The following is an 18955-nucleotide window of genomic DNA, read 5'->3' on the forward strand; positions in this document are numbered from 1 at the left end:
AAACTGAAAGATTTGTCGAAACGATTATTTTATCACGAATCAGGAGGAATTAGAACGTGCAGCGTGTTATCCAGGTAGACGAGCGCCCGTCGCTCGCAGAAAGCATTCCCTTAAGTATCCAGCATTTGTTCGCCATGTTCGGCTCAACTGTGCTGGTCCCGATTATCTTTGGCGTAAGCCCCGCCACCATACTGTTGATGAACGGTATCGGCACCCTCCTGTACATCCTGATCTGCCGCGGCAAAATCCCTGCCTATCTGGGTTCCAGCTTCGCTTTCTTATCCCCTGTCACTGCCGTCCTGAAAGAATATTCCGGCATTGAAGGCTATCATTATGCACTTGGTGCCTTTATTGTGGTCGGCTTCATCTTCTGTGTGGTCGCGCTTATTGTAAGACTTGCCGGCACTAGCTGGATTGACGTGGTTTTCCCTCCCGCAGCCATGGGCGCAATCGTAGCGGTTATCGGTTTGGAGCTTGTTCCGGTTGCAGCCGGACAAGCCGGTTTCATCAAGGCGGAGGATGTTCCCTTTGATAGTGCAGCCATTACTGTAGCCATTATTACGCTCGGTGTTGTTGTGATCGGTAACGTTATGTTCCGCGGCTTCTTCAAAATCATCCCGATCCTGATTGGCATTATCGTGGGATATCTGGTTGCTTGGCTGGGTTATGACATGATCGATTTCACAGCCGTAAAGGAAGCAGGCTGGTTTGAACTGCCCAAGCATTACGCCCCCAAATGGAGCTGGACGGCCATCGCCACCATTGCACCGGCAGCACTTGTTGTTGTCGCCGAGCATATCGGCCATCTGGTCGTAACCAGCAATATTGTCGGCAAGGATTTGGCCAAGGACCCGGGTCTGGACCGTTCACTTTTCGGTAACGGTATTTCCACTATTCTCTCCGGCTTCTTCGGCTCCACACCCAATACCACCTACGGCGAGAACATCGGAGTTATGGCCCTGACCAAGGTTTATTCCATCTGGGTCATCGGCGGAGCTGCTATCTTCGCCATTATCCTGTCCTTCTGCGGCAAGCTGGCCGCATTGATCCAATCGATTCCCAATCCGGTTATGGGCGGCGTGTCCCTGCTTTTGTTCGGTATCATCGCTGCTTCGGGTATCCGGATGCTTGTTGAATCCAAGGTCGACTATTCCAAACCGGTGAACATTATTCTGACCACCATCGTGCTGGTCATCGGCATCAGCGGCGCAAGCTTAACCTGGGGCACCTTCAGCATGAAGGGTATGGCTTTGGCCACCGTGATCGCCATTGTTATGAGCCTCTTCTTCAAAGCATTGGAAAAGCTCAACCTGATGAACGAATAGTTGATCGCATAGCACTACCCTTAACAGCCCGGTTCTGGAAGCAGAGCCGGGCTGGTTTTATTTGCTAATAATAATTCTAATAAAATGTGAAATAAATCACAATATAAGTGTCCTTCTTGTGGTAAGCTAAGCTCATACTAATTCGAGAGGACGTGGCTGTAATGCATCAACACGAAACCAAAACCACTCAAAGCCTGCTCCACTTCTGCTATACCTGTGAAGGCGCCCATTCCTGCGAAACCGAGGAAGCCAGCCATACCTGCTGGAGCGAAAAGGGCTTTCAGGTCGAAGCCTCCGACGAAAATGTGACTGCAGAGCTGTTCCGCCAATACGCATTCTAAGCAGTTATCCATACAATCCACATGACATCACGCCCGGGACTCCCGGGCTTTTTTGTTTCTGGGGGGGACCACGCTACCAAGTGTAACGGAACTGAGAAGCGCTTAGCCGCCAAAATATCTGTTTCAGGCAAGCTAAGGGAACTTAGACGCCCTTACACACAAACTCAGCACTCAATGGCAGCGATTTTGTCCGCTAAGGGTGTCTCAGTTTCGTTAGGTTTCATACGAAGTCGATTTTCTGCTTTAAGGGCTTCTTAGTTCCGTTACCAGGTTCATATTGCCCGGCAGCTACGACGTCCTGTGCCTCGCACTCGACAGCCTCAAAAAAAGAGACAGCCGAATCCGGCTGCCTCCTTTTTCTAACACTAGCTTAGTACGTCAACAGACTGAACACATCAATTCCATCCAGCTTGCCGCGGCCGTTCAGCTCCTCCAGCTCAATCAGGAAGGCCGCGCCCACAACATCGCCGCCTAGCTTGCGCACCAGGTTTACCGAGGTGGAGATGGTTCCGCCGGTAGCCAAGAGATCATCGGCAATCAGCACCTTCTGGCCGGGACGGATAGCATCGGCATGCATGGCCAGCTTGTCTTTGCCGTATTCCAGGGCATAGTCCTCCTCAATGGTTTCAGCAGGCAGCTTGCCGCTTTTGCGGATGGGGATAAAGCCTACTCCGAGGGAATACGCCAGCGGCGCTCCCACCACAAAACCTCTGGCTTCGGGTCCGGCAATCAGGTCGATTTCCTTCTCCTTAACCAATTCCCTCAGTGCTTCAATGGAAGCCCTGTAGGCCGGTCCATCCTGCAGCAGGGTGGTAATATCCTTGAAGCTGATGCCCGGCTGGGGAAAATCCGGGATCACCCGGATGTAATCTTTAAAGTTCATCGGTTCATCCTCCGTTTGCTTTCTAAAGTGGACTCTTCACCGTCGGAGCGGGCTTCCAGAATCAGCTCCCGCAGCTCGGCGGCGGTGGAGTAAATGTATAATTGCTCCATGCGGTCCTGGTTCATCATCCGCCTGTATAGGGCCGACTGGGTCAAATCCCGCTTCTGGACGGCTTCCGCCGCGTAATACCGCAAACCTTCCTTCCTGACAAAACCCAGCTCTTCAAATATGACCAGAAGCATCCGGGCTGCAGGCTCCTCCAAACCAAACCGCTTCTTCAAAGCAGGCCATACCCGGGCATCCCCGGCATTAAGCTCCTTTTCCCGGACGAGTAAGGCATAGAACTGCTTAAATACCTCTCTGTCCGGCAGCCTGGCTCCCCCGATACCGGAGGCATCGGCAAATACAGCATACACCCTGCGGAGCTTGTCCAGCAATGCCACGATTTTGTCGAGAGACTCCCTGCCCGAGGGCAGAGTATACAGCACTACATCCCGCAGGTCGCGGACGTCGGTTAGAAGGGCTGTCCGGTTCATGGGACGGGGGTCCTCCTCCATCCCTTCCTCAATCAGCCACAGCGGGAAATGCCGCCATTCCTCCGGTAACCCGTCTGCTGCGTTCCGGTAAAAGATCAGGATGCCGCTCCCCTCCGGAAGCTCCGGCGGACGCATTCCCTTCTTCGCAGCGGTTCCGCGCCAATCGAATACCTGAGGCTCGCTGACCCGCATATCGTGAATCAGGATCTGCGGTTTGCGGGAGCCGTTCCACACATTCACCGACAGCTCCCCGACCAGGTCCAAGGAGGACGCCATGGCCAGACGCTCTGCAGCCGTGCCGCAATTAAAGCTGACGGCCTCCACGCTGCAGGCTGGCGCCGCTTCAACGGGTTCCTCCAGCGTCAGCTTCAGGTGCTGTCTGTCCTTGCCCATCGTTCGTTTGCCGGCAATACGCAGCTTGTTGAAGACGAACCGTGGCGACGGGTTGCCGCTTCCGAAAGGGGCCAGCACACTGAGCTGCTCAATACAGGATAGTGTGGTCTCGGCCAAGGAGCATGAGAGGTCCGCCTGGATAATCGGGGTCAGATCCTCCTGCTGCAGCTCCTCCAATGCCAGCCGGGAGAGACGATCCTCCAGCTCGGGGATCAAGTCCGCCCGGAGTGTCAATCCTGCGGCCGCCTGATGGCCCCCGAAATGCTCCAGCAGACCGCTGCATTCCGTTAATGCATGATGAATATCGAATCCGGCGATGGAGCGGGCGGAGCCTTTGGCCACCCCGGTTTTCCCGTCGATGGCGAACACGATCACCGGCCGGTAGAACCGCTCCAATAGCTTGGAGGCTACAATGCCGGCCACACCCACGTTCCAGCCTTCCTTGGCTGCAATAATCACCCGCTGGCTGTCCATATCCCGCCCGTCCAGCAGGGCCATGGCCTCCTTCATCATGTCCTCTACGGTTTTCTGGCGTTCCTTGTTCAGCACATCCAGATCGTAGGCCAGATGGCTTGCCTCCTGCTCACTTTCGGTAGTCAGAAGGCGGACCGCCAGATTCGCATGCTGCATCCGGCCGCTGGCATTAATCCGCGGCGCCAGGGAGAAGCCGATGTGCCCCTCATTGACCGAACCCCGCTCGACTCCGGCTACGTCCAGAAGCGCCTTTAGCCCCAGATTGGCCGTATGACGCATCTGCTCCAGACCCAGCTTGACGATCAGCCGGTTCTCATCCACCAGAGGCATCAGATCCGCCACCGTACCGATAGCCGCAATTTCCAGCCACTCCCGGGGCAGCTCGCCCAACAGCGCATGGGCCAGCTTGAAGGCCACACCTACCCCCGCCAGCTCCTTGCACGGATACGGACAGTCCGGCTGCTTGGGATTCACCAGAGCAACAGCCTGATCCGGCAGCTCCGGAGGCGGTTCGTGGTGGTCGGTTACCACCACATCCATGCCCAGCCCGGCAGCATAAGCAATTTCTTTCTTGGCGCTGATGCCCGTATCTACAGTGACAATCAGCTTGACCCCTGCGGCTGCAGCCTGGTCCAGCGCTTCCCGGTTCAGGCCGTAGCCTTCATGAATCCGGTGGGGAATATATGTATCGTAACAGGCGCCCAGCCGTTTCATCAGAAAAATCATCAATGTGGTGCTGCTAATCCCGTCGGCATCGTAATCTCCGTAAATGCGGATTTTTTCGCCTTCCCGCAGGGAATGGCGGATACGGTTGACCGCTTCCGCCATTCCTTTGAGCAAAAAGGGATCATGGAAGAGCTCGGCGCCTCCGTACAGAAAACGCCGGGCATCCTCCGCCCGTGTCCAACCGCGCACGGCCAGGAGCCGGGCTACAAGAGGATGAAGCGATAGCTCTGCAGCCAGTCTGCCGGCTGTTTCCTCCGCCTCATCCTCTTTGTCTTCAGATATTCTCCATCTTGCTTTTGCTTCCAGCATGACTCACCTCAGCCTTAACACGTCAATGCAAGAGCGTAGGCATTTCATCCTGCTCGGGATCAACATTGTTTTTGTAGGGATAACCCGGGTCGTAGGGATTAACATGGACCAGTACATCCGATACATGAATAAACCGTTTCATAAGATGCTGTTTGGCCAGCTTGGCAATCTCATGGCCTTCCGCTACCGTAATTTTCGGATTGACACTGATTTTCACATCAACAATGACATAATGGCCATGCTCGCGCGCCCGGAGCCCGTCAACGGTAATGACCCCGTTGATCCGCTGTACCGTTTGGACCAGTTCGGCGGCATCCTCTTCGTGAAGAACATGGTCCATGGTATTGTGGACCGACTCCCGGATCATCTTGTAGCCGGTGCGCAGCACCAATAGTGAAACGAATATACCTGCCAGAGGGTCAAGCATATAAAGCCTGGGCTGGCCGAACAGATCCCCTGCCATGGCACCCAAGACACCTGCACCTGCCGCCATAGAGGCGAACACATCCGTCCGGTGGTCCCAAGCCCCGGCCAGCAGCGCTTGGCTGGAGAGCTTTTTGCCAAGCGAGTAATTATAACGGAACAACGCTTCCTTCACAAGAACGGAAATGGCCAACGCCACAAGCGCGATCCACTCGGGAGCCTGCTGTACTCCGCTCCGCAGCGAATCCAGGGAGGATTTGCAGATCTCAATGCCGATGACGATCATCAGCACCGACACAACAATTGCGGCGATGGGCTCAGCCTTGCCATGGCCATAAGGGTGATCCGCATCTGCGGGCCTTCTTGCGGCTTTAATCCCCACCAGCACAGCCACCGAACCGGCAACATCCGAGGCGGAGCTTACGGCATCCGCCATCAGTGCCTTACTGCCGGCGAAAAACCCGATGGTCCCCTTGACGGCGGCTAATGTCAAATTCCCGATGATGCCCATCCAAGCGGCCGTCTGCGCCTTTCCAAATCGTGTTTCCGACATTCCGCCACTCCTTATCCTGAAATAACATGAGCCATACCGAAGGCCGGATGGGTTCATTCCCTGTCTTATGAAAGAAAGGACCCACCGTCGGGCGAAGACGCTTCTTCCTCATACGTCCCCGCCGTTTCAAGTGGATCGTCCGGTGCTGCTTTGTTCAAGCTTGCAATGCGGTTACTATATTACGGGTTGGTAGTCAAAACAGGCTTTTGGGGCGCATGGATCTTCCGCTTGCGCAGAAGGTACCACAGCGGCGTAGCCAGACAGATGGACGAATACACACCGCTCACCAGGCCGAAAATTTTGGCCAATGCGAAAAGCTTAATAGCCTCACTGCCAAAAATGAACAAGCTTACTGCCGCAAACAATACAGTGATAACCGTGTTGATGGAGCGTCCCATGGTCTGCCAGATACTGTGGTTGACCACGTCTGCCAGATCTTCCTCGGTTTTGATTTTGGCAAAGCGCATGTTTTCGCGGATCCGGTCCAGAATAACGATTTTGTCGTTGATGGAGTAACCGATGGTGGTCAGCACCGCCGCCACGAAGGGAAGATCCACCTCAAACCGGAAGATGGAGAATATTGAAAGCACGAAGAAGGCATCGTACAAAATGGTAATAATCGCGGAAACGGCAAACCGCCATTCAAACCGGATCGTAACATACAGGCAGATGCAAAGGCTGGCAATGGCTACGGCCATAATGGCCTTCCGGCCCATTTCGGTAGCCATGTCCGGGCTGACGGCGCTAATCTCGGCGGAGACGCCGGAGCCGTAGGCTTGGGTGAACGCTCCGGTGACCTGCTTGACGGAGTCGTCGTTTAAGGTTTCGTCGAAACGGGCGGAGACACGGTCGTTATTGCCGCCGATGGTCAGTACGCTGGGACTGTGGCCCGCGTCCTGGAACAGCTTCTCCACCTCCGCTTTATCCACGGTTTTGCCGATGGTCAAATCGATGGTTGTACCGGCCTTGAAGTCAACGCCGTAATGCAGGAAGTCCACACTGGGGGAGATGGTGGCGATGACCAGCATCACCAGACCTACCAGAGTAATCAGAATGGAGCCGATAAAAAACAGGTTGCGGTTCTTGATAAAATCGTAATGGATTTTAGAGTGCACGGATTTCCGACTCCTTTACACCGTAATATGCCGGCTTTTTGAAAATGTTCGCCTTAACCAGAAGCTCAATCAGAATCCGGGAGAGAAATACGTTGGTCAGCATGCTCACAAGGATACTGATGATCAGCGTCAGGGCAAAGCCGCGGATGGCCCCATTCCCGATGTAATACAGCACGGCGCAAGAGATGATGTTGGTCACGTTGGCATCCAGAATGGTGCGGAAGGAATGCTTGGCCCCCGCCTTCAAAGCAGACAACATGCTCTTGCCTGTCCGGATTTCCTCTTTAATCCGTTCATAGGTGATGATATTGGCGTCAACCGCCATGCCGAGACCCAGAATTAACGCCGCAATGCCGGGCAGGGTAAGGGTTGCGTTCATCCAGTTGAAGATAACCAGCACGATAAACATATAGGTAATCAAGGTAATGGAAGCGACAATGCCAGGCAGCCTGTAGAAGAAGATCATAAACGCCAGAATGAGCACGGCACCGATAAGCCCGGCTTCCACCGTCTGCTTCAAGGATTGCTGGCCTAAGGTTGCGCCTACGCTTTGGGTGTATTTCTCCGTCAGGTTCAACGGCAGAGAGCCCAGATTGATGATATCCACCATTTCCTTGGCTTCATCATAGGTGTAACGCCCCGTAATGGAGGCGGTGTCCGAATTGATAACTTGATTAACCGTCGGGCTGGATTTCATTTCTTCGTCCAGATAGATGGAGAGGGTTTGTCCAACCAGCTTGCCGGTTACCTCACCGAACTTGGCCGCGTCCTTCAATTTAATGGCGACATACGGCTGATGGGCCTGGTCGAATTCCACCTTGGCGCCGCCTGCCACGAAATCGCTTCCGTTCAGCATAATGGTGCCGTCCGGCGCACGGAAGGTCAGGTTGGCGGGTTTTTTGAGGGTTTCCCGCACTTTGGCTTCATCCGTCACACCCGCAAGCTTCACGCGGATCCGGTCACTGCCTTCGGTAGTGATATCCGGCTCTGCAATACCCTGGGCGTCGATCCGCTTCTGCAGATTGCGTGCGGTTTCAATCAGGGCCGCTTTAGTTACCTTGCCGCCTTCCTCTACGGGAGTGGCCACGTACAGAATTTCAAATCCGCCCTTCAAGTCCAATCCAAGCCGCAGCCCCTTAATGACGTTCGGGCTGAAAATTGCCGTCAGGCTCAAACAAATGACCACGATGGCACAAAAAACAACTAACCTTTTGGCTTTCATGAGATGCTTTCCCCTTCCTTCTTCACTCCAATAGTCCCATTATAACCACCTGCAAACTTCGAGTCAATTTACGGAAATTCGCACTAAAAGCCCCTCCTGCCGCCCCCGGGCCGCCTCCGCTTTTGAACAGCAGAAAGAACCGGCACAGACGGGTCTGGCCATGGTAAAACCGGCATTTTTCCACAAAGAAAAAAAGCGCCGCTATTTTAACGGCCCCCTGTATACACTCAGCGTCATCCAGTTCATGAATTGGGTGGACTTAAGCGATAAGATGTCGTTTACCACTTTATGCAAGGCAGGATTGCCGTTCTTCTTGTACTTCTCGCTGATACAATCCCAAATATCCTCCCCCGTAACATGCTCATAGCCAATTTGCCGGAATTCCTTCGCCTTGCTGATGCACAGCTCCTCGATCATCGCGTTCAGCTTCGCTTCATCCGGAGCGAGTTCCTGCTCCACTTCCCGTCCTTCATCCCCCAACGGCTAAGCACCTGCCCTTCGCGGATTCAAGTAAATTGGCTCTAAGTTACTTCAAGAAGTATTTCGCCGCAGCTTCCCTTTTTCCTGCCTGTCCACCGGATTTTCATAAATTTAGCATCAGTCGCGGGACGGGCTGCATATCCATGTAAAGATAATGCTGTACGAGAAGAGGGATCGCATGTCGAAAAAGCGGACAACCATTAAAGGGATCACAAAACAATCCTTCATAGGCGGGACCTTAATTCTGGTAGCGGCCGGCATTCTGAACCGCCTCCTTGGTTTTGTGCCGCGCATTCTTCTGCCCCGGATTATCGGTGCGGAGGGGGTGGGCCTGTACCAGCTGGGTTACCCCTTCATGCTGATGATGATGACGGTGATAACGGGCGGGATTCCTCTGGCTGTGGCCAAGCTGGTGGCGGAGGCGGAATCGGCAGGCAATGAGGGAAAGGTCCGCAAGGTGATGAAGGTATCCCTGGTTCTGTCCATCGGTCTTGGCATTCTGTTTACGGGTATCTGCTATCTGGGTGCGGATTGGATCACGTCCCACCTGCTGACAGACAAAAGAGTGTTCACCACCTTCAAGGTGATGAGCCCCATTATTCTGATCGTATCCGTTTCCGCCGTCTATAGAGGCTACTTCCAGGGAAGGCGGAATATGATTCCCACCGCCCTCTCCCAAACCTGCGAAACTTTGGTGCGGATAGCCGGTATGCTGCTGTTGTCCTGGCTTATGCTGCCCTACGGGCTGGAATATGCCGCTGCCGGAGCTATGCTGGGGGTGCTGGCGGGTGAGCTGGGGGGGATGTTGGTGATGCTGCTCATGTATGCATGGACCCGGAAGGACTATCTTCTATATGATAAAGCCGTCATCGGCAAAAATCCGCAGCACATGGGCGGAATTGCCGCTCTTAAGCAAATGGTCAGGATCGCAGTCCCCGTCACCGCCAGCAAGCTTGTAGGCTCCGCTTCTTATTTGTTCGAATCCATTCTGACTGCCCAATCCCTGGCCAAAGCGGGTATCGCCACTGCCATTGCCACCGCTCAATACGGGGCGCTGCAGGGGATGGTTATCCCGATCCTTCTTTTGCCCAGCGCACTGACCTTCTCTTTATCCGTCTCGCTGGTTCCTTCCTTGTCGGAGGCTGCAGCCAGAGGGGACATGCGGACGATTCACATGCGGCTGCACCAATCCTTGCGTCTGGCGCTGGTAACCGGGGCTCCCTTTGCTGTGATGATGTATATTCTGGCGGATCCGCTGTGCCAATTTCTCTACGGACAAACTGAAATCGGCATCATGCTCAAAATGATGGCCCCCATCGCGTTGTTCATCTACTTCCAGGCTCCCCTGCAGGCTGCCCTTCAGGCTTTGGACAGGCCGGGGACGGCGCTGGTCAACACAACCGTTGGGACAACGGCTAAGCTGGCGCTGATTCTCCTCCTGGCCTCCAACCCCCGTATGGGCATTCTCGGCGCGGTAATGGCCATTAACCTGAATACCGTACTTGTCACCTTGATGCATTACCGCAGCGTATCCAAAATGCTCCGTTTTTCCATGAAGCCGGCGGAATTCCTGCGGACAGGCGCAGCCATGGCTCTGATGGGGCTTACCTGCTGGGCAGTTTACGGGATGGATTTCATCTCCTCCGGCCTGCTCCGTTTTTTCCTGGCGGCGGCCGCCGGGTTCACCATCTATCTTGCTGCTGCCGTCATACTGAAGCTGGTGGATAAAAGCGACTTCGGCCGGCTTCCCTTTTTTAAGAATAAGCAATAGGTTCTTACCGTTTCTTATCCAGAAACATGACCCCTCTGTGGTCCACCGAGCAGAAGAAAACCTCCTTGAAATCCTTCACCCCCCGCTCCTGGATCTTGCTTTTCAGCCAAAACCGGGTTTTGCCCAGCTTGGACAAATTCTGGTCCTGGACCTTGCCGTCCATAATCAGAGGCAGCGGCAGCCCCTCGTAACGGATCGTATCGAAGGGATCGGGGGGAACCTCCGCCTGGCGCTTCTCCTCGGGTTTTTCCACCACGGTGAGCTTGCCGGAGGTTTCCAGAATGGCAAACTCCACATCGGCCACATTCATGACCCGGTTCTGCCGGAGCTGCACCATCAGGTCGTCCAGATTGTAGCGCTGCCGCTTCATTTCGGACCGGTCCAGCTTGCCGTTTTTAATGAGATAGCTGGGGGTGCCTTCGATATATTCCCTTGCTTTTTGGCTGTGCAAAGAAAGCTTGGCCGTACCGATCTGGATCAGAACCAGGGTGGCGATAGGAACCAGACCATGAAGGATGGGCTTACGCAAATCATCGATGATAAAAACCGCGATTTCCGCGATGATGATGAAAATAACCAGATCAAACACGGACAGCTTGCCGATTTCCCGCTTGCCCATCAAACGCATGGTGAGAAAAACCACAACATAGACCAGCACCGTTCTTATAAAAAGCGGTATTATCTCCATGGTCTGCCCCTCCTGCCAGGTTTCGTGTCACCTGGTAGTTTGGCGCATCGCAAAATCACTCATACACGGTCCGGAGCCTCAATTATTCCCAACAGCAAGGACAAACCGGGCAGTCTTGTACTATTTGGCCTGCTTGTTCATAGAATGGAACAAAGAGATGTTCACAAGCAAATGCAATCCATAAGAAAGCCCTAAGGAGGAATGAAATATGAATTTCAAGCAAGTAGGACAAGTGGGGTCCGGGTCACCTATGCTGCGGGGATTGTTTTTTGCTTTTGCCGTGATGGCTCTGGGCGCTTTGGCCGCATCCGTGGCAGTGACGGCCGGTGATCAGGGAGAGGAGGTCCTGCCGGTTTATGCGTGGATCATTCACGGCTTATCTGTATTGGCCGGCAGCTTTGCCAGCGGACGCCGCTCCGGGGTGAAGGGCTGGTATCATGGCGGGCTGTTGGGTCTGTTGTACAGCATCATTGTCCTGATTATCGGTTTCTTGAGCTTCGACAAGGGGATGGACTGGAGTGTGGCCCTGTTTGCGGCAGCGGCCTTTATGGTAGGGGCCGTAGGCGGAATCTTCGGGGTCAACACCAAAAAGTAGGGTACAACGGTACAAAAGAGAGATGGCGGACTGTTGGGTCCCCCATCCCTCTTTTCGTTTACGGGTCATTCCGGGTATTCACTGTTCGGATTGTGAAGGAAACGGTGGTTCCCCTGCCGGGAACACTGGTTACGGATAAACCGCTGCCGTACCGTTTGCGCAGCCTCCGGTCCGTATTCACCAGCCCTACTCCCTTGCGCTCGGGCGTGGAGGAAGGCTGGAAAAGCGCCGCGCATTGCTCTGCATCCATCCCGACACCATTGTCCTCCACCGCCACCTCCACGTCCTCTCCGCTGCTGCGGATGCGGATGGTCACCCTGCCTCCTTTGGAGCGGGACAGAATTCCATGCTTCACCGCATTCTCCACCAAAGGCTGAATGGTGAACGGAGGCAGCAGGGTCTCCATCAGGTCCTCCCGTTCCGCCAGCTCCCACTCCACCAATAGCCTATCCCCGAAGCGTTCCCGTTCAATATACAGGTAAGCCTTAACCAGCTCCAGTTCAACATGAAGGGGAACGGCATCACGGGTATTCAGAAAATCAAAGCTGATCCGCAAATAGGAGCTGAAGGCATCGATCATCATCCGCATCCGCTCCACATCGATTTGGCCCAGGGCGGAGATGGAATTCATGGCATTGAACAAAAAATGAGGCTCAATCTGGGCCTGGAGGTATGCCCCCTCCAGTCTTAGCAGCTCGTCCATGGTCTGCTTCAGCCGGGTCAGGGCCAATACGCGGCTGCGAAGCTCCAGCGGATTCACTGGTTTGGCCACATAATCATTAGCTCCGGCATGGAAACCCGCTTGAATGTCCTCCGGCATGCTCCTGGCCGTCAGCAGCAGAACCGGAAGCTCCAAGAGAGAATACCGGGTACGTACAACGGACGCCAGCTCATAGCCGGACATACCCGGCATCATCACGTCGGTAATCAGCAAGTCCCATGAGCCCTCCCCGATTTTCTCCAAAGCCTCCCGGCCTCCTCCGGCTGTAACAATCCGGTAATGGTCAAGAGCCAGCACAGAGGTCAGCACCTTCAGGTTTACCGGATCATCGTCCACCATCAATATCCGGGGTCTGTCGGCTGGCTCTGTAGGCACAGGCGAATCTACAGCTTCCGCTTCACCGGTGCCAGCTGTTGCAGATGAAGCCACCTTCTTCGCCAGAGAACTGACGAACTCCGGAACACTGCCAGCCTGGTGCGCCAACGGCAGCCGGAATGAAAACACTGTCCCCTTTCCCGGAGCAGTTTCCAGCCCCAGCTCGCCGCCGTGCAATTCCACCAGCTTCCTGCTGATGGACAAGCCCAAACCGAAACCGCCCTCTGCAGCACCCCGGCCGGACTCCCCCTGTTCATAGGCCTCGAACACTCTTCGGGCAGTCACCTCATCCATACCGATGCCCGTGTCCCGAACTGCCAGTTCCGCCTCCTTGCCTACAAGCCGTGCCGTTACCGTTACCGAGCCTGCTTCCGTAGACTTCAGCGCATTATGGATCAGATTCACCAGAATCTGAATCAGCCGCATTTCATCGGCCAGCACTGGAGGGAAGTCGGGTGGAATGGATGCCGTAAGCCGCACCGGTTTATTCTCCGTGAGATAAACAAGCATGTCGGTAACGCCGGCCGTTACCGTCTGCAGGGAAACCGGGGCCAGCTGCAGGCTGACCCCTTTGTTCCGCAGCCGGGCCTGCTCCAGCAGATCATTCAGCATCAGCGTCATTCTGCCGCCGATCGTCAGAAGAAGCTCCAGGCTTCGTGCACTTTCCGCGCCGATAGTGTTCCGCTCCGTCTCCAGCACGTTCTGGGCAATGTTCATCATCCCATGCAGGGGATTGCGCAGCTCATGGGACGTATTGGCCAAAAACTCATCCTTGCGCCGGTCCTCCTGCTGAAGCCGCAACGCCAGCTCCTTGGCCTGCTCCACCTTCCGGAAATACTGCTTCAGGGCATAAGCGGCAAGGCTGAGGCAAAGCACCACAAGATCCACAGGATAAAAGCCCATATTCAGGGTGCTGTGGGTTTTGAAGCTGCTCCAGACCAAATTCGAGACCAGGCTTGAGCCAGCCAGCAGCAAATAGATGGTATCCTGCTTTCCTCTGCGCACGGCCAGCACCAGAACGGCGATAATCGCCAACAGGAAACCCATGTAGAGAATACGGTTCACCGGGTCCAGCAAAGCGACGATCCGGGCGGGCAGAAACGCCACCACCAGCATCCACACCGCAAAGGCGCCAGCAGCCAGCCTGTAAGTGCGATTAATCCGTTCGGGCATCAATAGCCTGACAATAAAATCAAAGCATGCCGCCGACATGGCCGGCAGCACCAGCCAAATCACCTTAATTAAAGCGCCGTAGGATAGTGGGAGCATGCCCATTCCCAGCCGGTCCTCGGAGATAAGCAGGGTTGCAACCCCAAAGCCCAGGCCGCAGAACAGGCTCAAGAGCATCCGGGAGCGGCTTCCCAGCAGATAGGTCAGCAGCACAACCAGCATAAGCAGCAGGAGCAGCAATATCACCGCTCCCTGCAGCATCAAGCTGATCGCCTTCTCCCGTTGGAGGGCGGTGGAGACGCCGAAGCTGAGGGATTTGGCAATTCCCCCTTTGTACATATAACTGGTATCTACCGCAACCTGGATCATGATCTCCAGCTCTTTGCCCCGCGGCTCAAAAAATGCCTGATAGGTCATAACACCGGAGACGAAGGACCCGGCATCCTCCGTAAGCACACCCGAGCCGCCCATGGGACGGCCATCCACGAATAGAGCGGAGCCATGTTTGATATCTTTCATGGAAAGGCCAAGGACTCCAAGGTCCCCATCAGGCAGAAGGATCCGGAGACGGTAGGTGCCGTATTGAAAGGTTTCGTGTGCGAGGCCCGCGGTTGCTTTATTCCATAAGCCGGGAACCTTGAGATAAGTGGGAGACGGGGCAGGCTGTGCGTCCGGCTCCACATGCTCCAGGAGGCGGGAAGGATAGAACTCCCACTCCCCGTCTAGATTCATTGTCCGGCTGCCCGGCAGGCCATACGGACGCAAATCCAGAATTCCTTTGACGGCGGCGGGATCATGAGGCTCCGTGCGGGCCACAAGCCAGACCAGCCTCACACCTGTTAGAGCCAGGATAAACAGCAGGGCGGGCAGCACCATTTTCCGATAAGGAATCATCAGCTGGCACTTTCCCTGGTACGGCCAATATACCACTGGAGCACCTTCAAGGACAGCTTGACACCCAGATCTCCCTCCACATTGCGCTTCAATTCCGCAAAGCAGGCCTCCGTTGCCGCACGATCCCCGATTTCATCGTACAGCTTCATTAGCGACAGGTACCCCTCTTCATAATAGGGATGCAGCTCCAGCGTGCGCTTCAATACGGTAACCGCATCCAGCAGAAGCCCGTCCTTCCGGTAGGAATCTGCCAGCTGTGAGGCCTGATGGAGCCGGATAACCCGCAGCCGCTCCCGTTCCCCCTCCGCCCACAGATAGTCCATTGGTCCAAGATATTCACCCCGGTACATGTCAAACAGCCTTTGATGAAGGGGGCGGTTGGCGGCATGAAACTCCTTCATGCTGCGGATGTTTTCTTCCCATTCCGCCGCATCCAGCTTCACCCTTCCCATATCCAGGGTATATCCATCCCCCCCGCTTGCATTCAGAATGCGGATTTCCAGGGAGGCCTGCTTTAAGCACTGCTTGATCTGATAGATGGTGGTATACAAATGGGTGGAGCTTTTTTTGAAATCAAAATCAGGCCATAAAAGCTGCAAAATCTCATCCTTGGTCACAAATCGGTTCCGGTGGTGGAGCAAATACAAAAACAGCTCCTGAGCCTTGGAGGTTCTCCACTTCAGGAGCTGTGGCGCAGAACTGTCGCTGGAAAAAGCCACCGGCCCCATTATATGTAAACACATGTGTTTCGCAGCCGGTACCTCCGGCGCATTCCGGCTGAACCGTTCCCCCAGACGGTGGACGGTTTTGGCCAGTCTGTCCTTGGAGATAGGCTTCAGGAGATAATCCAGTGCGTTAATATCGAAGGCATCCAGCGCATAATCCCCATGTGCCGTAACGAAAACAATATCCGTTCCCGGGCTTACCTGCTGGATCAGCTCAGCCGTCCGCAACCCGTTCATATCCGGCATATGGATATCCAAAAAAACCACATCCGGCTGGATGGACGAGGCCAGCTCCAGGATCATGGCAGGGTCCATGGCAGTTCCAGCCACTTTGATGTCGGGATAAGCGGCCAGCATATGTTCCATTTGAAAAAGCGCCAGTTGTTCATCATCGGCAAGCAAGGCCCGTATCATTCCAATCCTTCCCTTCTCTCCCGATTCTACCATGGAACCGCCAGGGCTGCGACAAGAATCATGCTTTTTTCACAATCAACAAAAAAAGGAGCCTCCCGGCTCCTTCTTGGGCAATTAGTCCTTAATCTCTCCGTCGGCCTTTTCTTTCTTCTCTTCCCTCTTCTCCAGAGTGGAAGGTGCGGCTTGAACCACATTGTTGATGGCCGAACGGTCAAAGGTCATCTTGGTGACATCATTGACACGGAGCACGATGGTATCGTCGGTCATCTCCAGAATGGTGCCGTGCAGTCCGCCAATGGTGGTGACCTTGTCACCCTTTTTGAGATTGGCCAACAGCAGGTTGCGGGACTTCTGGCGCTTTTGCTGCGGACGAATCATCAGGAAGTACATGATCGCAAAGATTGCGATGAATGGTACGAAGGTGACCAAAAGTCCGGCCCCTCCTGCTGCAGGTTCTGCTGCAAGGTTAAACACGCGGATTCCTCCTATTAAATAGTAGTGATGGTGCGGTTTATGTATGTGCTTCCATTAAACCCGATGCCTGAGGCCTGTCCTCCTCTTACCGGGGGCAGGCCGATATGATGTGCGGGGGTAAAGCTTAGAAACCCCGGCCGTTTTCATTCATGCCGTACATCTCAAAAAACTCGTCCCGGAAATCCAGCAGTCTGTCGTCCTGGATGGCCTGGCGGACATTGCGCATCAATTCCAGCAGGAAATGAAGGTTATGGTAGGTGGTTAACCGCAGGCCGAAGGTTTCGTCCGCTTTGATCAGGTGGCGGATATAGGCGCGGGAATAGTGGGTGCAGGTATAGCAGTTGCACTTGGGGTCCAGCGGACCGAAGTCCTCGGCAAACCGGGCGTTGCGCACCACTAATCGGCCTTCGCTGGTCATGCAGGTGCCGTTGCGGGCAATGCGGGTGGGTAGCACACAGTCGAACATATCCACACCCCGGATGGATCCTTCGATCAGCGCATCCGGTGAGCCGACGCCCATCAGATAACGCGGTTTGTTGGCCGGCAGCACGGGTGTGGTGTACTCCAGCACCTCGTACATCAGTTCCTTCGATTCACCGACACTGAGTCCTCCAATAGCATACCCCGGGAAATCCAGTGAAGTCAAATCGGCAGCGCTCTGCTTCCGCAGGTCCTCGTACATGCCTCCCTGCACAATGCCGAACAAGGCCTGGTTTTGGGTATTTTCATGCGCCTTCAGACAGCGCTCCGCCCAGCGGGTGGTCCGTTCCAGGGATTGTTTGGCATATTCGTGGGTGGCGGGATACGGCGGGCATTCGTCGAAGGCCATCATGATGTCGGACCCCAAAGCGTTCTGGATCTCCACTGCCTTCTCCGGAGACAAGAACAGCTTGTCTCCGTTCAAGTGGGAGCGGAAAGCCACGCCTTCCTCCGTGATTTTGCGCATGTCGCTTAAGCTGAATACCTGAAACCCCCCGCTGTCCGTCAGTATCGGACGGTCCCAGTTCATGAACTTGTGCAGACCGCCTGCCTGGCGGATGATTTCATGGCCGGGGCGCAGGAACAGGTGATACGTATTGCTGAGGATAATATGGGCATCCATGGCCTTCAATTCCTCGGGACTCATGGTCTTAACGGTGGCCAGGGTGCCGACCGGCATAAAGGCCGGTGTTTCAATCACCCCGTGGGGTGTGTGCACCCGGCCCAAACGCGCGCCGGATTGTTTGCAGGTTTTGATATGTTCGTATCTGACAGCCAATAGCCTCTTCCTCTCATCTCGGAATATCTAATAAATAAACATGGCGTCGCCGAAGCTGAAAAACCGATAGCGCTCCTCCACCGCCTGGCGGTACGCCTCCATAACAAACTCACGTCCGGCTATGGCGCTGACCAGCATCACCAGGGTGGACTTGGGCAGATGGAAGTTCGTCAGAAGAGCATCCACCGCCAGCACCGGAATGCCGGGATAGATGAAGATATCCGTCCATCCGGAGCAGGCCTCAAAACGGATGCTGTCCTGCCCTTCCTTCCGGAAGCGTCTAGCCGCGGTTTCCAGGGTTCGGGCAGAGGTAGTGCCCACCGCTACCACCCGGCCGCCTGCCGCTTTGGCAGCATTGATAGCTGCGGCGGTTTCCTCCGGCAGCTCATAATATTCGGCATGCATGGCATGGCTCTCCACCGTATCGGCGGAAACCGGGCGGAAGGTGCCCAGGCCTACATGCAGCGTGACGGTGGCAATGCGGACACCCTGCTGCTGCAGCCGACCCAGGAATTCCTTGGTAAAATGGAGCCCTGCTGTCGGCGCAGCCGCCGAGCCTTCGTGGCGGGCATACACGGTCTGGTAGCGGTCCCGGTCCTCCAATTGCTCCTTAATGTAAGGAGGGAGGGGCATTTCACCCAGCCGGTCCAGAATTTCATTAAAAATCCCCTTATAATGAAACCGGACGATTCTGGCCCCCATCTCGCCTTCATCCTCAATCACCGCGGTGAGCGGCGGCTCTCCGTTCTCCTCCTGGCCAAAATGAAGGACAGCGTCCTTCTTCAGCCGTTTGCCGGGTTTGGCCAACGCCTCCCAGCGGTCCTCACCCAGGGATTTCAGGAGCAGCAGCTCCGCCTTTGCCCCGGTGTCCGCTTTATGGCCGTACAGCCGGGCGGGTATAACCTTGGTGTCGTTCAGCACCAGAAGATCCCCCGGGCGCAAAAAATCAGCCATGTCCTCAAAGCGGCAATGGCCGATTTCCCCGGTCCGTTTATTCAACGCCAGAAGGCGGGAGCCCGTCCTCGCCAATAAGGGAGTCTGGGCAATCAGCTCTTCCGGCAAATCAAAATCAAATAAATTGACATCCATT

16 protein-coding genes are annotated in these 18955 nt (G+C 55.1%); 4 read left to right on the top strand and 12 right to left on the bottom strand.

Features of this window, described 5'->3' with window-relative positions; all coding sequences use genetic code 11:
- Positions 1-56 precede the first annotated feature (56 nt).
- On the top strand, positions 57-1325 hold the full coding sequence (uraA, locus tag ACI1P1_RS03160; protein WP_416214908.1) for a uracil permease: 1269 nt from the start codon (positions 57-59) through the stop codon (positions 1323-1325).
- 161 nt (positions 1326-1486) lie between these two features.
- A complete protein-coding gene (locus tag ACI1P1_RS03165; RefSeq protein ID WP_416214909.1) occupies positions 1487-1666 on the top strand; it encodes a hypothetical protein in 180 nt (59 codons plus the stop codon).
- Between the two features lie 370 nt (positions 1667-2036).
- Here ACI1P1_RS03165 and ACI1P1_RS03170 read toward each other — a convergent pair whose 3' ends face one another.
- The 6 genes from ACI1P1_RS03170 to ACI1P1_RS03195 all read right to left on the bottom strand — a co-directional run bounded on the left by ACI1P1_RS03170 (position 2037) and on the right by ACI1P1_RS03195 (position 8780).
- Positions 2037-2549 carry an adenine phosphoribosyltransferase gene (locus ACI1P1_RS03170; RefSeq protein WP_416214910.1) on the bottom strand — a complete coding sequence of 171 codons (513 nt, stop codon included), beginning with the start codon at positions 2547-2549 and terminating at the stop codon, positions 2037-2039.
- Positions 2546-4987 carry a single-stranded-DNA-specific exonuclease RecJ gene (gene recJ, locus ACI1P1_RS03175; RefSeq protein WP_416214911.1) on the bottom strand — a complete coding sequence of 814 codons (2442 nt, stop codon included), beginning with the start codon at positions 4985-4987 and terminating at the stop codon, positions 2546-2548. Before recJ ends, ACI1P1_RS03170 begins: the two co-directional genes overlap by 4 nt.
- Before the next feature lie 22 nt (positions 4988-5009).
- Entirely contained in the window at positions 5010-5963 is a 954-nt protein-coding gene (locus ACI1P1_RS03180; protein WP_416214912.1) for a cation diffusion facilitator family transporter, read from the bottom strand.
- Between the two features lie 179 nt (positions 5964-6142).
- Positions 6143-7078: a protein translocase subunit SecF gene (gene secF, locus ACI1P1_RS03185; RefSeq protein ID WP_416214913.1), complete on the bottom strand. Its 936-nt coding sequence runs from the start codon at positions 7076-7078 to the stop codon at positions 6143-6145.
- On the bottom strand, positions 7068-8300 hold the full coding sequence (secD, locus tag ACI1P1_RS03190) for a protein translocase subunit SecD (protein ID WP_416214914.1): 1233 nt from the start codon (positions 8298-8300) through the stop codon (positions 7068-7070). Before secD ends, secF begins: the two co-directional genes overlap by 11 nt.
- A 201-nt stretch (positions 8301-8501) precedes the next feature.
- On the bottom strand, positions 8502-8780 hold the full coding sequence (locus ACI1P1_RS03195) for a post-transcriptional regulator (protein WP_416214915.1): 279 nt from the start codon (positions 8778-8780) through the stop codon (positions 8502-8504).
- A gap of 178 nt (positions 8781-8958) precedes the next feature.
- Between ACI1P1_RS03195 and spoVB the strand changes: the two genes are divergently transcribed.
- On the top strand, positions 8959-10551 hold the full coding sequence (gene spoVB / locus ACI1P1_RS03200) for a stage V sporulation protein B (RefSeq protein ID WP_416214916.1): 1593 nt from the start codon (positions 8959-8961) through the stop codon (positions 10549-10551).
- Positions 10552-10555: 4 nt separating this feature from the next.
- On the opposite strand, the gene ACI1P1_RS03205 is transcribed toward spoVB, so the two are convergent.
- Positions 10556-11239 carry a DUF421 domain-containing protein gene (locus ACI1P1_RS03205; RefSeq protein WP_416214917.1) on the bottom strand — a complete coding sequence of 228 codons (684 nt, stop codon included), beginning with the start codon at positions 11237-11239 and terminating at the stop codon, positions 10556-10558.
- Between the two features lie 208 nt (positions 11240-11447).
- Between ACI1P1_RS03205 and ACI1P1_RS03210 the strand changes: the two genes are divergently transcribed.
- Positions 11448-11834 (top strand): TIGR04086 family membrane protein, encoded by a 387-nt coding sequence (locus tag ACI1P1_RS03210; RefSeq protein WP_416214918.1) that lies wholly within the window; start codon positions 11448-11450, stop codon positions 11832-11834.
- A gap of 58 nt (positions 11835-11892) precedes the next feature.
- Here the strand turns inward: ACI1P1_RS03210 and ACI1P1_RS03215 are convergent, their stop codons facing one another.
- From ACI1P1_RS03215 to queA, 5 genes are all read right to left on the bottom strand, one after another.
- Complete coding sequence (locus ACI1P1_RS03215) at positions 11893-14994, bottom strand: hybrid sensor histidine kinase/response regulator (RefSeq protein WP_416214919.1); 3102 nt, start codon at positions 14992-14994, stop codon at positions 11893-11895.
- On the bottom strand, positions 14994-16133 hold the full coding sequence (locus ACI1P1_RS03220; protein ID WP_416214920.1) for a response regulator: 1140 nt from the start codon (positions 16131-16133) through the stop codon (positions 14994-14996). The genes ACI1P1_RS03215 and ACI1P1_RS03220 overlap by 1 nt, the downstream gene beginning before the upstream one ends.
- Before the next feature lie 114 nt (positions 16134-16247).
- Positions 16248-16607 carry a preprotein translocase subunit YajC gene (yajC, locus tag ACI1P1_RS03225; RefSeq protein WP_416214921.1) on the bottom strand — a complete coding sequence of 120 codons (360 nt, stop codon included), beginning with the start codon at positions 16605-16607 and terminating at the stop codon, positions 16248-16250.
- A 124-nt stretch (positions 16608-16731) separates the two neighbouring features.
- Positions 16732-17865 carry a tRNA guanosine(34) transglycosylase Tgt gene (tgt, locus tag ACI1P1_RS03230; RefSeq protein ID WP_416214922.1) on the bottom strand — a complete coding sequence of 378 codons (1134 nt, stop codon included), beginning with the start codon at positions 17863-17865 and terminating at the stop codon, positions 16732-16734.
- Positions 17866-17892: 27 nt separating this feature from the next.
- The gene (gene queA, locus ACI1P1_RS03235; protein ID WP_416214923.1) at positions 17893-18954 is read right to left on the bottom strand and encodes a tRNA preQ1(34) S-adenosylmethionine ribosyltransferase-isomerase QueA; all 1062 of its coding nucleotides are present in this window, start codon (positions 18952-18954) and stop codon (positions 17893-17895) included.
- Between the last annotated feature and the right edge of the window lies 1 nt (position 18955).

It is taken from the genome of Paenibacillus mesotrionivorans, assembly GCF_046098205.1.
Lineage (GTDB): Bacteria > Bacillota > Bacilli > Paenibacillales > NBRC-103111 > Paenibacillus_AR > Paenibacillus_AR mesotrionivorans.

Coding starts and splice junctions, on each gene's coding strand:
- ACI1P1_RS03165 (WP_416214909.1), top strand. CDS start 1,487: ATGCATCAACACGAAACCAAAACCACTCAAAGCCTGCTCCACTTCTGC.
- ACI1P1_RS03170 (WP_416214910.1), bottom strand. CDS start 2,549: ATGAACTTTAAAGATTACATCCGGGTGATCCCGGATTTTCCCCAGCCG.
- recJ (WP_416214911.1), bottom strand. CDS start 4,987: ATGCTGGAAGCAAAAGCAAGATGGAGAATATCTGAAGACAAAGAGGAT.
- ACI1P1_RS03180 (WP_416214912.1), bottom strand. CDS start 5,963: ATGTCGGAAACACGATTTGGAAAGGCGCAGACGGCCGCTTGGATGGGC.
- secD (WP_416214914.1), bottom strand. CDS start 8,300: ATGAAAGCCAAAAGGTTAGTTGTTTTTTGTGCCATCGTGGTCATTTGT.
- spoVB (WP_416214916.1), top strand. CDS start 8,959: ATGTCGAAAAAGCGGACAACCATTAAAGGGATCACAAAACAATCCTTC.
- ACI1P1_RS03205 (WP_416214917.1), bottom strand. CDS start 11,239: ATGGAGATAATACCGCTTTTTATAAGAACGGTGCTGGTCTATGTTGTG.
- ACI1P1_RS03210 (WP_416214918.1), top strand. CDS start 11,448: ATGAATTTCAAGCAAGTAGGACAAGTGGGGTCCGGGTCACCTATGCTG.
- ACI1P1_RS03215 (WP_416214919.1), bottom strand. CDS start 14,994: ATGATTCCTTATCGGAAAATGGTGCTGCCCGCCCTGCTGTTTATCCTG.
- ACI1P1_RS03220 (WP_416214920.1), bottom strand. CDS start 16,133: ATGATACGGGCCTTGCTTGCCGATGATGAACAACTGGCGCTTTTTCAA.
- queA (WP_416214923.1), bottom strand. CDS start 18,954: ATGGATGTCAATTTATTTGATTTTGATTTGCCGGAAGAGCTGATTGCC.